14 protein-coding genes and 1 other annotated feature are annotated in these 13,184 nt (G+C 49.3%); all 14 genes read right to left on the bottom strand.

Going from position 1 to position 13,184, the window contains the following annotated elements; translation table 11 throughout:
* Positions 1–375: 375 nt before the first annotated feature.
* Positions 376–1,920 carry a LysM peptidoglycan-binding domain-containing protein gene (locus KQJ23_RS22965; RefSeq protein ID WP_216481223.1) on the bottom strand — a complete coding sequence of 515 codons (1,545 nt, stop codon included), beginning with the start codon at positions 1,918–1,920 and terminating at the stop codon, positions 376–378.
* Between the two features lie 151 nt (positions 1,921–2,071).
* A complete protein-coding gene (ilvE, locus tag KQJ23_RS22960; RefSeq protein WP_216481222.1) occupies positions 2,072–2,950 on the bottom strand; it encodes a branched-chain-amino-acid transaminase in 879 nt (292 codons plus the stop codon).
* 5 nt (positions 2,951–2,955) lie between these two features.
* Complete coding sequence (pheA, locus tag KQJ23_RS22955; RefSeq protein WP_216481221.1) at positions 2,956–3,840, bottom strand: prephenate dehydratase; 885 nt, start codon at positions 3,838–3,840, stop codon at positions 2,956–2,958.
* A 4-nt stretch (positions 3,841–3,844) separates the two neighbouring features.
* Entirely contained in the window at positions 3,845–4,804 is a 960-nt protein-coding gene (gene thrB, locus KQJ23_RS22950) for a homoserine kinase (protein WP_216481227.1), read from the bottom strand.
* Positions 4,805–4,818: 14 nt separating this feature from the next.
* Positions 4,819–6,105 carry a homoserine dehydrogenase gene (locus KQJ23_RS22945; RefSeq protein WP_216481220.1) on the bottom strand — a complete coding sequence of 429 codons (1,287 nt, stop codon included), beginning with the start codon at positions 6,103–6,105 and terminating at the stop codon, positions 4,819–4,821.
* Between the two features lie 33 nt (positions 6,106–6,138).
* Positions 6,139–6,576, bottom strand: coding sequence for an ACT domain-containing protein (locus KQJ23_RS22940; RefSeq protein WP_216481219.1), 438 nt, complete (start codon positions 6,574–6,576; stop codon positions 6,139–6,141).
* 162 nt (positions 6,577–6,738) lie between these two features.
* Positions 6,739–8,052, bottom strand: a complete 1,314-nt coding sequence (gene obgE, locus KQJ23_RS22935) for a GTPase ObgE (RefSeq protein WP_216481218.1) — start codon at positions 8,050–8,052, stop codon at positions 6,739–6,741.
* A gap of 14 nt (positions 8,053–8,066) precedes the next feature.
* Entirely contained in the window at positions 8,067–8,813 is a 747-nt protein-coding gene (locus KQJ23_RS22930) for a Spo0B domain-containing protein (RefSeq protein ID WP_216481217.1), read from the bottom strand.
* Positions 8,814–8,995: 182 nt separating this feature from the next.
* Positions 8,996–9,307 (bottom strand): 50S ribosomal protein L27, encoded by a 312-nt coding sequence (rpmA, locus tag KQJ23_RS22925; RefSeq protein WP_044481732.1) that lies wholly within the window; start codon positions 9,305–9,307, stop codon positions 8,996–8,998.
* 19 nt (positions 9,308–9,326) lie between these two features.
* Positions 9,327–9,662, bottom strand: coding sequence for a ribosomal-processing cysteine protease Prp (locus KQJ23_RS22920; RefSeq protein WP_216481216.1), 336 nt, complete (start codon positions 9,660–9,662; stop codon positions 9,327–9,329).
* Positions 9,663–9,674: 12 nt separating this feature from the next.
* The gene (rplU, locus tag KQJ23_RS22915; RefSeq protein WP_044481735.1) at positions 9,675–9,986 is read right to left on the bottom strand and encodes a 50S ribosomal protein L21; all 312 of its coding nucleotides are present in this window, start codon (positions 9,984–9,986) and stop codon (positions 9,675–9,677) included.
* A 13-nt stretch (positions 9,987–9,999) separates the two neighbouring features.
* Positions 10,000–10,086: a sequence feature (ribosomal protein L21 leader region), on the bottom strand.
* Positions 10,087–10,161: 75 nt separating this feature from the next.
* Positions 10,162–11,343 carry an Rne/Rng family ribonuclease gene (locus KQJ23_RS22910; protein WP_216481215.1) on the bottom strand — a complete coding sequence of 394 codons (1,182 nt, stop codon included), beginning with the start codon at positions 11,341–11,343 and terminating at the stop codon, positions 10,162–10,164.
* 65 nt (positions 11,344–11,408) lie between these two features.
* Complete coding sequence (locus KQJ23_RS22905; RefSeq protein ID WP_216481214.1) at positions 11,409–12,266, bottom strand: M50 family metallopeptidase; 858 nt, start codon at positions 12,264–12,266, stop codon at positions 11,409–11,411.
* The gene (locus KQJ23_RS22900; RefSeq protein ID WP_249530007.1) at positions 12,259–13,149 is read right to left on the bottom strand and encodes a M23 family metallopeptidase; all 891 of its coding nucleotides are present in this window, start codon (positions 13,147–13,149) and stop codon (positions 12,259–12,261) included. The genes KQJ23_RS22905 and KQJ23_RS22900 overlap by 8 nt, the downstream gene beginning before the upstream one ends.
* Between the last annotated feature and the right edge of the window lie 35 nt (positions 13,150–13,184).

Here is a 13,184-nt window from a genome sequence, read left to right as displayed (position 1 = left end):
CCAGCGTTCGTCCTGAGCCAGGATCAAACTCTCCATTAAGGTGTTTGACTTGCTCATTTCAATACTGACGAGAATGATTAATTCTCTTATAATACTCACTCGTTGTTCAGTTTTCAAAGATCAACTTCGTTTCGCACATCGCTGCGTTTCAGCGGCGACTCAAATAATATATCATGCTGAGCAACTAAGTGCAAGCCTTTTTTTCGAAAAACTTTTAATCGTATTCGGCTTGTCCATTTCCCCGAAAAGAAAGCGCTATATTATCGGGGTATTAAATATAGCATATTATTTCTCTCTGCTCAACCTCGGCACGCAAGAAGTTTATTTAATCAAGAAGCGGCCCCCTTATTCTAAGGAGGTCCGCTTCTATCATAATTATTGATTAATCCAAGGATTCTTGGTCAGATCCCCTTCCGATTTCAACGCCGTGCGTTTACGGGATTTGCTGCGGGATTTCTTGCTTGATGAAATCTTCGCTGACTTTCTAGCTTTGGCATTCGATTTCCCTTTGGCGGCGCCTAAACTTTGCGGTGAAACATTATCCGCTACACCGACATGGCCGGCATTATTATTTACGCCAAATCCCCCTAGTGGAGCTGCTGGAATATTCCCTTGAGGAAGTGCAGGCCCCCCAGTCATTCCGGCTATTTCAGGAGTAGCAGGGACAGCACCTGTCATAGCGCCAGGCATTACTGCACCATAAGCCGATTGATGGTATCCATACGGCATCGGCATCCCCCCCCATGCGGGTGCCGCCGGAAATGGTGCATTTCCTCCATAGGCATTGGCAGGATAAGTACCCGCATTACCAGGAAACGGAGCGTTGCCAGCTGGCATTCCCCAAGTTGCAGGAAATCCCGAATTCTCTGCTATAGACATCGGACTGATCTCCGCAGGGAATGGTTGATTAGGAAGATTACTAGGATAATTCGAGACTCCATACATATTCGGATTATTATCCATTTGCTGATAAGCAGGTGCATTTGAGATCCCAGGATATTCGCCAGTCCAAGGAGTCTCTGCAAAAGCGGGCTGAACTTGAGTATATTGCGGGGTCTCATAATAAGCATTCACGGGTTGGGCAGGTACCTGATACTGATAGAATAAATTTTGATGCGGCATATTAGGCTGGTTCGAGACATTTCCTGAACAACCGCACGGGGAAGCTGGTGAAGCTGAAATCGGTGCGATATTAGATGGCACATCGAATTGGTACGCATAAGGTGAAGGAAGCACCGGATATTCTGCAATAGGCGGGCATGCCGACTTTTCAGCTTTTGCAGGTTGAACATGCATCTTATTTTCGTGTTTGACAGTCTCATAGGTGAAATGCTCGACTTCTACCTCCAACTGAATCGGAGTCTTCTTTACCGGCTCGTTGACAATCGGTTTGGTCTCCTCTTTCTTCTCAACCACAGGAGCCGTATTTTTCTTTTCAGCCACAGGAGCGGTGTTCTTCTTCTCAACCGGCGTGGTAGTGATGGGGGCTGTATTCTTTTTACCTGAAGGGGCTGTAGCAATAGGCGAAATATTCGTGTTCGGGTTGGCTGGATTAGATGGGCTAGATGGTGCTGGCGATGTCTGTGTCCCTTTGGTAGGGATATGAATCACCTCACCCACCTTGAGCTCATTGGGATTAACGAGCTGAGGGTTGGCTTCTATCAATGCCTGCAACGGCAATCCCCAAGCTTTGGATAATTTCCATAATGAATCGCCCGATTTTACGGTGTGATCGTACACCTTTCCTGCCCCCCCGTTTACAGGTACCGCATTTGCCGGGATTTTGATCTTGTCGCCAAGATTCAATACCTCGGGATTGGTAATTTGAGGGTTGGCTTCAATCAGCTTTTCAAGAGGAACATTATACTTCTTGGCAATTTCGTATAAAGAGTCCCCTTGTTTTACAATGTGGATTTTCACAGTGACAAAGACCTCCTAGGATTCTTCTCCGGTACGCGAATCTCCCGCCCGGGGCCCAATTAATACATCCTATGCGAAGGCCCAGCTTTTTGACATCCTCTCTATAAAAAAATCCCATTTTTCCTAAAAAGGAAAAACAGGATTTCACTAGCTACCAGACCTTCAAGCCGTCTTGATCAACGATGCTGCGGAATTGTTCAAGCAGCTTCAATGTGATCGGTCCCGCATGGCCCTCTCCGATAATGCGGCCATCCACCTCGCGTACCGCTATCACTTCTGCGGCAGTTCCAGTCAGGAAGACTTCGTCCGCCACATAGACATCATGCATCGTGAAGGGTTCTTCCTTCAGGGCATAGCCTTGCTTGCGGCAGATCTCGATGATCGCCTGACGGGTAATGCCGTCAAGTGCTCCCAGGTAGCACGGCGGAGTTGTGATTACACCGTTCTTAATAATAAAGATATTATCTCCGGAGCCCTCTGTCACGTAACCTTGGGCATTCATCATAATGGCCTCGCCTGCTCCAGCCAGATTAGACTGAATTTTAACGAGAATATTGTTCAAGTAATTCAAAGATTTGATCTTCGGATTCAAGGCATCCGGAATATTGCGGCGCGTGGACACGGAGACTGTCTTCAGGCCGGTTCTGTAAGCTTCCTCCGAATAAATAGCAAGTTGTTCAACGATAATGACTACCGAGGCTTTCGGGCAACGGTTTGGATCAAGGCCCAAATTGCCTGCGCCACGAGAAACAATAAGGCGGATGTAGCCGTCGCGCAGCTCATTTTTCCGAAGTGTCTCAACCAGCGCATCCTGCATATCCTCATAGGTAAGAGGAATGTTCAGCATAATGGATTTTGCCGAATCATATAACCGGTCCAAATGCTCTTTACACTTGAAAATATTGCCATTATAGATCCGAATTCCTTCAAAAATACCGTCCCCATACAAAAATCCGTGGTCGAATACCGATACCTTTGCATTTTCCTTTGTAACGAACTGACCGTCCAAATAAATCCATTGCTCTGCCATCGTTATTACACCTCCGATTTTAATCCTTCATAAGAATAGCTTGGGTAGCTGCCAAGAATACGAACCTGACATCCTAAAGCCTCGATCTCTTCGATCGCTAATGGAAGCAGCACGGAGCTGATAGGCGCCAAGACATCCATGTAGAAATAATAGCTGCCTAACCGCTTCTTCGTCGGACGAGATTCGATCCGTGACAAGTTCAGTCTCCGCCAGGCAAATGCCGCCAGCACCTGATGCAGCGCCCCCGGGAAATCCTCAGGGAGCGTAACCAGAATACTTGTCTTGTCCTCTATCGGAGCTTGAGGGAGTACTACAGGCTTGGGCCCGATCAATACAAAGCGTGTAAAATTATTATCATGGTCCGTGACCTGACTAGCCATAATATCCAACCCATACCTCTCGGCGCCCAATGCAGTACCAATAGCCGTCCACCCTTCGCCGGGATGCTCTTGCACCAGCTTTACCGCTTCCGAAGTACTGCCGACATGCTCCAGCTCCGCATGCGGCATATAGGTCCGAATGAACTGAAGGCACTGCGCCATGGCTACAGGATGGGACAGTACCTTTTTAACCCGGCTATAATCCAGTTGATCGCTTGCACCGAGAAATTCAGTTCTGCGGCCAACCCAATTTTGAATCGAGGGATAGACCCATTCCACTTGCATAGGTATTTCCACCTCGTGCACGAGCCAATCCATATGCAAGGTAACCGATCCTTCAATGGTATTCTCTATAGGAATTACGCTGTAATCACTGTCTCCTTTGGCTGTCGACAGAAATACATCGGAAATCTGCTTATAATGAAGCAGTTCGACAGGCTCATCGCGGAACAGATGCAGCACGGCCTCATGAGATACAGAGCCTGAAGGCAGCAAGGCAATTCGCTTCATGAACTTATTCTCCTTTTATACGCTCCATAAATGAAACATTATTTAACATGGCAAGCTCTGTGACTCCTTCGGCACAGGGACGCAGCCATAAAGTCTTCGCAGAGATACCCTCTTCAGCCAATACCTTTGTCAGGAAGTTTTCCAGTTCCGCTTGCCGGGAGCTATCCTCCTCAACAAGCGCCAGCAGCGTTGGTCCTGCTCCACTTAGAGCCACCCCAAGCGCACCGTGCGAAGGTGCTTCTTCCAAAATCCGCGCCATTCCTGGAACCAATTGGGCCCGATAGGGTTGATGAATTCGATCCTTCATTGCGGTAGGGATTAGATCAAGTCTGCCTGAGGCCAGAGCAACGGTTAGCAGGGAGGCATGGCTGACATTGAATACAACATCCTGCATACGGAATGTTTCGGGCAGCGCCTTTCTGGCCAGTGAGGTAGACAACTGAAAGTCAGGAATCGCCACAAGTGTAAGGAGGCCGGCCGGAGGCTGAATTTCCAATGCTGTAGCATGTGCTCCATCCCACACGGCAGCGATAATGCCGCCATATAAAGAAGCTCCTACATTATCAGGGTGATTCTCTAATGCTGTTGCCATATCAAACAGCTCATCTTTGGTCAACGGCTCGCCAATCAGTAAATTAGCGGCATACAGCGCACCGACAATGGCCGAAGCGCTGCTTCCAAGTCCGCGGGTTAACGGAATTTCCGAATACATGGATATTTCCAGCTCCGGTACCTTCACACCCGCACGTTCGAATACAGACTGGGCTACCTGGTAGATCAGATTGCTTTTATCGGAAGGAAGACCGTCCAGATGATCTCCATACAGGCGAAAGACCGTCTCTGAAGCCGGTTTGAACTCAAGCCAAGCATATAATTCCAATGCCATTCCGAGTGTATCAAATCCTGGTCCAAGGTTGGCCGTGCTGGCCGGAATTTTAACGCAAACTCCTTCTTCACGAATCATGCTGCTTCTTCCTTTCATCCTTCGACCCGATATACGCTCTTCACCCGGCGAATCACTTCAAGGCCTTCAAAATATTTCAACACCTGATCCATGTTCGCCTTGCTGGCACGGTGAGTTACAATCATAATCTCGGCATCAGGCGTATCCGCATTCGGAGACTGTACGACCGATTCCAGACTCACATTATATTCAGCAAAGGCTTGCGTAATCTGGGCCAATACCCCTGCTTTATCCGCAACCTGCAGCAGCAAGAAGTTTTTGTAACAGATTTGATCATCGCTCTTCAGCTTCTTCGGCTTGTAAGGAACAATGGACTTCAAGCCATTCACGCCGAGCTTGAGATTCTTGACCACGGCGACAATATCGGCAACTACAGAAGTAGCGGTAGGCATCTCGCCCGCGCCTGCTCCATAGAACATCGTCTCTCCCACAGCCTCGCCGAATACATACACAGCGTTAAACACGCCGTTCACAGCAGCAATCGGGTGGTTCTTCTTCACCATCGTTGGCTGGACGCTAATACTGAATTCCTCTTCGTCACGGTCAGCAATACCGAGAAGCTTCATCTCATAACCCAACCGCTTCGCATAAGCGATGTCTTCTTTGGTTACAGAAGAAATCCCCCGCACCTGAACGTCGCTTAACTCCACATTTGCGCGGAAACCGAGCGTACCCAGAATCGCCATCTTTCTGGCGGCATCCAGACCCTCCACATCGGAGGTAGGATCGGCTTCGGCATAACCAAGCTGCTTCGCTTCTGCCAGCGCATCCTCGTAGCTTGTGCCTTCCTGGCTCATCTTGGTCAAAATATAGTTCGTCGTCCCGTTTACAATACCCATAATTTTAATAATCCGGTCCGAAGAGAATCCTTCGATCAGTGTACGAATAATCGGGATGCCTCCGGCAACACTTGCTTCATAGAATACGTCGCATTGCTTCTCCGTCGCCTTGGCCAGAATCTCCGAGCCGTATAAGGCCATAAGGTCCTTGTTGGCGGTAACGATATGCTTGCCGCAATTGAGCGCCTCCAGCATGAATTCGCGGGTGCCATTCACCCCGCCCATAACCTCAACGATCACATCTATTTCCGGATCGCGAATAACCTCCCAAGGGTCCTCTGTCAGCTTCGCGGGATCGATCTCAACGCTTCGTTGTTTATCAGCATGCTTGACAGCAATTTTCTCGATAACGATCGGAGAGCCTACCTGACTGCTAAGGTCCTCCTGATGTCCTTCCAAAATACGAACTACTCCTGTTCCAACGGTGCCCAGACCCAATAAGCCTACCTTGACTGGTTTCATCCCTTGGCCCCTCCTTCCGTAATGATCTTGTCTTTATCCCTGACCGACGATCTGCGTCTTGCGAACGCCAGGAACCTTCTGTATCAAATCCAGCATTTCATCCAGGTCCTCTGTCAGACGGGAAGTCTCCACTGAAATGACAACATTGGCGATCCCTTGCAGGGGAATACTCTGGTTAATGGTCAGTACGTTTCCTCCCGAACCGGCAATTAGCCCCATCACCTTGGATAACACTCCGGAACGGTGCTCCAGATCAAATGAGATCGTTACAATGCTCTCCCGCTCAATCTGGTTTAACAGATGAATACCATCCTTATATTTATAAAAAGCACTGCGGCTCATTCCAATTTGCGCGACGGCCTCATGGACCGTCTTCACAACACCGCTGGCGAGAAGCTGCTTCACTTGCAGCGTCTTTAATACAGCTTCAGGTAAAATATCCTCCCGTACTAAATAATACTTCTCCTTCACAAACGTCCTCTCCTTAGAGACTTCTGTTTTCATATAGTGGACATTATAACGGAAAGCTTGCAAGGTGGCAATCCATTTCCGCGGAATCCGGCTTGCTTATGTAGAGAAACGGCTACCATCTCCGGCAAAAGGAAGGTACCCGTTTCCATAAAGTTCCTATACTTAATAATAGTAGCTGCTTCCCTCGACAAATTCGAATTCGAAGTCCCCGATTCGCACAATCGTTCCGTCCTTCGCGCCCCGGTTTCTCAGTTCGTCATCCACTCCCATATGCCGCAGTGTGCGGGCAAGCTTGAGAATGGCATCATGGGTGTTAAGCTGCATCCGTTTCATCATACGTTCGATCTTCACACTTTCAACGACGAAGGTTTCATTTTCGCGACGAATGGTAAAGCTCTCGTCCTCTGTTTTGTCCAGCTTATAGATTTTGCGTTCTTCCAGCTCGGTGACTTCCTCAATCGCAGGGAGCTCCGGAATCTCATCCAGCAGATCCGCCGCCCGATACAAAAGTTCCTGCACACCTTGTCTGGTCAAGGAAGAAATCGGATAGATTTCAATGTCCGGCCGAACTTCCTTCACTTGCTCTTTAAAGCGCTCCAGATTCTCTTCTGAATCAGGCATATCCATTTTGTTGGCTGCCACAATTTGCGGGCGCTGTTCGAGGTCAGCATTATACAGCTTGAGTTCCTCATTGATCTTCATCCAGTCCTCGAATGGATCCCGGCCCTCTGATCCAGCCATATCGACTACATGAACAATAACGCGCGTACGCTCCACATGCCGCAGGAACTCATGTCCCAGGCCGACGCCTTCATGAGCGCCTTCGATCAGTCCAGGCAAGTCCGCCATGACAAAGCTGCGTCCTTCACCGACATCGACCACTCCCAGATTCGGGGTAATCGTCGTAAAATGATATGCCCCAATCTTCGGTTTTGCAGCAGATACGACAGATAACAAGGTTGATTTGCCAACGCTCGGAAAACCCACGAGGCCCACATCAGCCATCACCTTTAATTCAAGGACGATCCAGCGCTCCTGACCTTCCTCCCCGTGTTCCGCAAGCTCCGGTGCCGGGTTATTAGGGGTCGCGAAGCGAATGTTGCCTCGTCCTCCGCGGCCGCCGCGAGCAACGACCACCTGCTGCCCGTCCCGGGTCAAATCGGCCAGCACCTCTTGCGTATCATCATCAATAATGACCGTTCCAGGAGGAATACGAACAATCATATGATCCGCATTTGCCCCATGCTGACTCTTGTTGCGGCCTTTCTCTCCGCGCTCCGCCTTGAAATGGCGTTGATAACGGAAGTCCATCAGTGTGCGCAAGCCTTCATCGACACGGAAAATGACGTCTCCGCCCTTTCCGCCATCACCGCCAGCGGGTCCGCCTTCCGGAACGTACTTCTCCCGGCGGAACGAGACGATACCATCGCCTCCATCTCCGCCTTTAACATAGATTTTCGCTTTATCTACGAACATGAATTCACCTCATTTTAGTTTGCACAGGCGACACGCAGCCGAAGTGAGTTCGGTGGCGGATCTGCCAGTTCCACAGTTACAGAATTGCCGCATTTCCATTCTTCCAAATACCGCTGTAATAGGGTATCCGGATCAGCGGCCGTGCAGTCTTCCCGTTCAAAGACAGCAACAATCTCTCCGCCCAGCCGCGACAATTCGAGCCTTAGCTTGGGAAGTTCTCCCCAAGATGAGCGGCCTGTGTACTGGTAGAAACGAATCGTCTCCATAATCGCTTCTGTAAATTGCTCGGCATCCTGCGGAGCAAGTGCATCTCCCAAGGTAAGATCCTCCTGAATCTGCACGTCCAGTTGGATCGAACCGTTCATCTCCCGGAAGGAGTATAAATAAAAGACCAGCGAAGGTATCCCCAGTCTTGATATTTTGCTGTCCGCCGCCATGCGTTCTTTTATTCTTTCCACACAGTCCTTCAGTTTATCATATTTGCCCAATTGAATATATCCATAAAGTATCTGCAGTTCATTCATCCAATCATGGCGGTGATGCCCCAATGTTGCCGCAGCCATCCGCTGCACGGATTCAAGAAGCTGCTTCCGCTCCTCAGCCGCTTTTCTCTGTTCCACAATGATGTACCCGGCAAATGCCAGCAGCAGGCACGATCCCAGCAGGCCATAGAATACAGGCGAACGCAAAAAGTACATTAAGACAAGAAGGGCCACGGACAACAACACAGCTGCACCGGGCATCATTAACCGATGTTTCATGAGTTTCCCCGTTCCTCTAACAAATTGGGTGATCCTTCCACCCTCACAACTACAAAGTATATCATAAACCTTGTCCCAAATACGCTAAAAATAATTCACAACGATGTCCTAATTATGCCCCAAAAAAAATCCCTTGGCACTCTGCCAAGGGATTTCGAAAGCTTCACATGTCAGTCAAGCTATTAAGCTTCTACTGCAGCCGCTACTGGAGCGGTTTCTACCGGGTAGACGCTCACTTTTTTACGGTCGCGACCCCAACGTTCGAACTTAACAACGCCATCCACTTTCGCGAACAGAGTGTCGTCCTTACCGATTCCCACGTTGGTACCCGGATGAATTTTCGTGCCGCGTTGGCGAACGAGAATGCTTCCGCCGGTAACGGTTTGGCCGTCAGCACGTTTAACGCCAAGGCGTTTCGCGATGCTGTCGCGTCCGTTTTTCGTGGAGCCTACGCCCTTCTTCGAAGCGAACAACTGAAGATCCAATTTCAACATTGTCCATCTACCTCCTTCTTCAAATCTTGGTTGCATCATGTATTTCAATATACTGTCCGTATGAACCTTCGATACTTTGCAGCATAACGACCATTGAAGCAAGCAGCAATTGCACTTGTTCCGCCTGATTTGCTTCTATTTCCCCTGGAAGATCGGCACTCAGGAATCCATCCTTCATATCGGCATCCATCAGAATCCCCGTCAGAGCTTCAATCGCATTGACCGTGCCTACAGTGACTGCAGAAACACCGGCACATACGATGTCATAACCCGACTTGGCGTATCCGGCATGACCAGATACCTTGAAGCCAGTAATAGTGTTACGGTCTGCACGCATAATGGAGACGCTGATCATCTGATCGCCCTCTTACGCTTGAATTTTCTCGATGGTTACTTTTGTGTAAGGTTGACGATGACCTTGCTTTTTGTGGTAGTTCTTCTTAGGCTTGTATTTGTAAACGACTACTTTTTGGCCTTTGCCGTGTTTTTCGACTTTCGCCGTTACACTTGCACCGGATACCAATGGAGCGCCCGTCACCAAACCTTCACCTTTAGATACTGCCAACACGCGATCGAACGTCACGCTTGCGCCATCTTCAGCGTTCAATTTCTCGATGTAGAGAACATCGCCTTCTTGAACACGGTATTGTTTACCGCCAGTTTCGATAATTGCGTACATTTGCTTGCACCTCCTCATGTCTCAGACTCGCCTAATCCAGGTGTCAATGGTCCATAAACCATCGAACTTGCATACCCGATTGGAGCGGTTGCAGCATGTGTACAAGGCTAACTCATAACACATACCCTAATATACTAGCATGAGGAACCTTAAAAAGCAATCATTGATTTGAAGTTCACAATACGGTCTGTTCCCTCATCCGCTTGCGCGTTAACTCCAGCAGTCCAAGCCGAGTCCAGCCCAATATATGATGCTGCATCCGATCGCCGGCCAAGGACCGCTCGAGCCTGTCGCATACGGATGAACGATGATCCTCCCGGTTCATATCGATAAAATCGATAATCAGAATTCCCCCGGGATCTCGCAGACGAACCAGTCTTCCGATTTCTGCCGCTGCCTCCAGATTGGTCTGAAATACCGTATCCTCCAGGTCCTCTCCTCCGGTAAATTTGCCGGTATTCACATCAATGACCGTCATAGCCTCCGTGATATCCCAGACCAGATATCCTCCTCCGGGGAGCCAAATCTTCCTTTGAAAATCCTTGTCCAATTGCTTGCTAATGCCAAAATGGTCAAAGATCGGCTCGGTCCCCCGGTACACTTGAATAGGCGGAGGGCTCTTCTGCAGCATCATGCCCAGGAATGTTGAAGCCTCCTCGGCTTGCTCCGAACAATCCATAATAAGCTCGTCCGTCTCGGGACTGTATGCATCGCGCAGCAAACGCTGAACCATACTGAGATCCTGATGAAGCACCGCAGGGGCCGATACACGGCTGCCTTTCTCAACAATATTCTGCCAGACACTGCGAAGCTGCAGCAGATCCTCCTGGATGGATTCCGTATCCGATTCCTCGGCCACGGTCCTTATGATCAGACCTTCCTCCTCTTTCCGCAGCTCGTCACCGATATCCTTCAGCCTGCTACGCAGCTCCTCCGGACTAATCTTCTTCGAGACTGCCGCATATCCGGCAAAGGGCATGTAGACCAACCACCGCCCGGGCAAGGAATAATGCGTCGTCACTCTGGCCCCCTTATTGCCGTATGCCTCCTTAACCACCTGAACGATCAATTCCTTTCCGGGTTTAAGCACCTCGGTAATCGAAGGCTTTGGTTTGGGCTGCTTCTCCAGGTTAGGGTGCAACGCATCATCAATATACAAGAATGCATTTTTCTTCTGACCGATATCGATAAAGGCCGCCTGCATGCCGGGAATCACATTCATGACTTTGCCTTTAAAAAAACTGCCTACTATTCCGCGTTTTTGCGATGGTTCGGCTGCATATTCCACCAGCTTGTTATCCTCCATCAGCGCCATTCGGGTGGAATCAGCACCGCAGTGAATAATCAATTGTTTCATTGATCTCACCCTCAATTCGTGTTTCAGACTCAACACCATTTTCATTATATCATGGCCGAAGCAGATCAGCCTCCGGGATTCCCCCGCAAGTAAGAGGAGATGATTCTCTGTTCAGGAATGACACTAAAAATCACTCCACGGGAATTCATAATATAAACAAAATGATACTTTTCTCTTCTAAGGAGACGTAGAATCTGATCCAAAGGTTTCGAATGCTCCGCGATAATCGGGTAAGCAAGGCTCCCCTGGAGCAAATGACGGGTAAAAGCAGCCTCACGGCTCATCAGGAAGCGGAGAAACCGGTAAGGAATATTCCGGTAATCCGTATAGTTCGAATACAGCAAAAAACCTCCGACCATGAGCAAATTAAGCTGAGGCCCTCCTTTTCCAAGCACTAACGGCACCAAAGCATAAAGCACCATAAGCAAGCTGAACAGCAAGCTGATGCGCAGCGTCCAGACCAAAGTGGTGTGATAAGGCAAAAGCATGGCACAGACGGCCTGGACAAGCTTTCCTCCATCTAACGGCAGAACCGGAAGAAGATTGAACAGTGCAATCAACAGATTACATTGGATAAAATAGAAAAAGAAAGCCCCGTCCCATAATCCCATCACATGAAAGGTGGTCGAGATCATAATCAGGAGCAAATTTTGCAGCGGTCCGGCCAATGCAATGACGATTTCTCGAGAAGAGCTCAAATCCCCATGGTCCTCGATCACTGCCACTCCGCCAAAGGGAAGCAATTGAACAGAGATCACCGACAATCCGAATAGTCTTGCGGCAGCCACATGTCCGAGCTCATGAACGAACACTATGGCAAAGAGCGCAAGCAATTCGAGGAAATGTCCGGTAAATACCGAGGTCAGCATGACAAGTACAAACAGCGGGTGAAATGAAAAGCTGATGCCTCCCCATCTAATCAAACGGAATCACATCCGCAGGATCAATGTAGAAACCATCCTTTTTTAGTCCGAAATAAAGCGTTGGAGGCACGCTGTTCCCCGAGCCCTCCAGAACTCCAATCGAATCGCCGATTTCCACCCAATCCCCTTTACTGACCAACGCCTGCATCAATCGTCCGTAGACGGATTCATATCCTTTGGCATGCTGGACGGTAACCGTGATGCCTGTCAGCGCATCCTCGTTCACAGAAAGAATTCGCCCCGTCTCTACGACTTTAACCTGTTCTCCAAGCAACGAATCGTTAATCGGCACAATTTCTACGCCCTTTAGACTAAGTGCAAAGGGGCCTGCCAATGTTCCTTCGATCGGGGCTATAAAGCTGGCAGAACTCCCCACCTTAACCCCCTTCTCTCCGGTATGCTGAAAGATGGGAATGAACGAGGGAGCACCACCAAACATCTGTTCATACCAAGCCTCGGCAGCACTGAGATCCATTTCAGTGGATAAGGACTCCGCCACGAAGACGCGGATAGGGAAAGCCCACTCCGGCTCAAAACGGTTCATCCCCCAAATGGATAAGAACAGCACCGCACTAATCATGATGCGAAGAAACAGTCTCGTCCAATATGTTGGACGGCCATGACCCGGGATATCATTATTTCCATGACCAGAATCATTCAACTCATTCCATCTTCCCTGTCCGCGCTTCCAGAGGAGTTCCGGATCAGGCTCTTCCTGATCCCGTTGTTCAAGCAGCGGCAATTTCTGCCCACGCTGGCTTCCAGCAGTCTGATCCGCGCGCCATGCTGGCTGCAAATTCGCTCCTCCATTGGCTTGACCCTTCGCCAGCTCACCTAATGTCAGCTGTCTGATCCGTTCCTCACGGCGTTTTTTAACGTTCATTTTCACATCCATGCCAAGCACCCTCCCGGTCTTGT

It is taken from the genome of Paenibacillus brevis (assembly GCF_018919145.1).
GTDB classification, from domain to species: Bacteria; Bacillota; Bacilli; order Paenibacillales; family Paenibacillaceae; genus Fontibacillus; species Fontibacillus brevis.
Note: the sequence above shows the minus strand (reverse complement) of the source record. Positions and strands in the feature narration are given on the sequence as shown.

Bases quoted from the DNA above. Each gene is read 5' to 3' on its own strand.
- obgE (WP_216481218.1), bottom strand. From the start codon at position 8,052: ATGTTCGTAGATAAAGCGAAAATCTATGTTAAAGGCGGAGATGGAGGC.
- rplU (WP_044481735.1), bottom strand. From the start codon at position 9,986: ATGTACGCAATTATCGAAACTGGCGGTAAACAATACCGTGTTCAAGAA.
- rpmA (WP_044481732.1), bottom strand. From the start codon at position 9,307: ATGTTGAAATTGGATCTTCAGTTGTTCGCTTCGAAGAAGGGCGTAGGC.
- KQJ23_RS22945 (WP_216481220.1), bottom strand. From the start codon at position 6,105: ATGAAACCAGTCAAGGTAGGCTTATTGGGTCTGGGCACCGTTGGAACA.
- KQJ23_RS22900 (WP_249530007.1), bottom strand. From the start codon at position 13,149: ATGAACGTTAAAAAACGCCGTGAGGAACGGATCAGACAGCTGACATTA.
- KQJ23_RS22930 (WP_216481217.1), bottom strand. From the start codon at position 8,813: ATGAAACATCGGTTAATGATGCCCGGTGCAGCTGTGTTGTTGTCCGTG.
- KQJ23_RS22920 (WP_216481216.1), bottom strand. From the start codon at position 9,662: ATGATCAGCGTCTCCATTATGCGTGCAGACCGTAACACTATTACTGGC.
- thrB (WP_216481227.1), bottom strand. From the start codon at position 4,804: ATGATTCGTGAAGAAGGAGTTTGCGTTAAAATTCCGGCCAGCACGGCC.
- KQJ23_RS22910 (WP_216481215.1), bottom strand. From the start codon at position 11,343: ATGAAACAATTGATTATTCACTGCGGTGCTGATTCCACCCGAATGGCG.
- pheA (WP_216481221.1), bottom strand. From the start codon at position 3,840: ATGAAGCGAATTGCCTTGCTGCCTTCAGGCTCTGTATCTCATGAGGCC.
- ilvE (WP_216481222.1), bottom strand. From the start codon at position 2,950: ATGGCAGAGCAATGGATTTATTTGGACGGTCAGTTCGTTACAAAGGAA.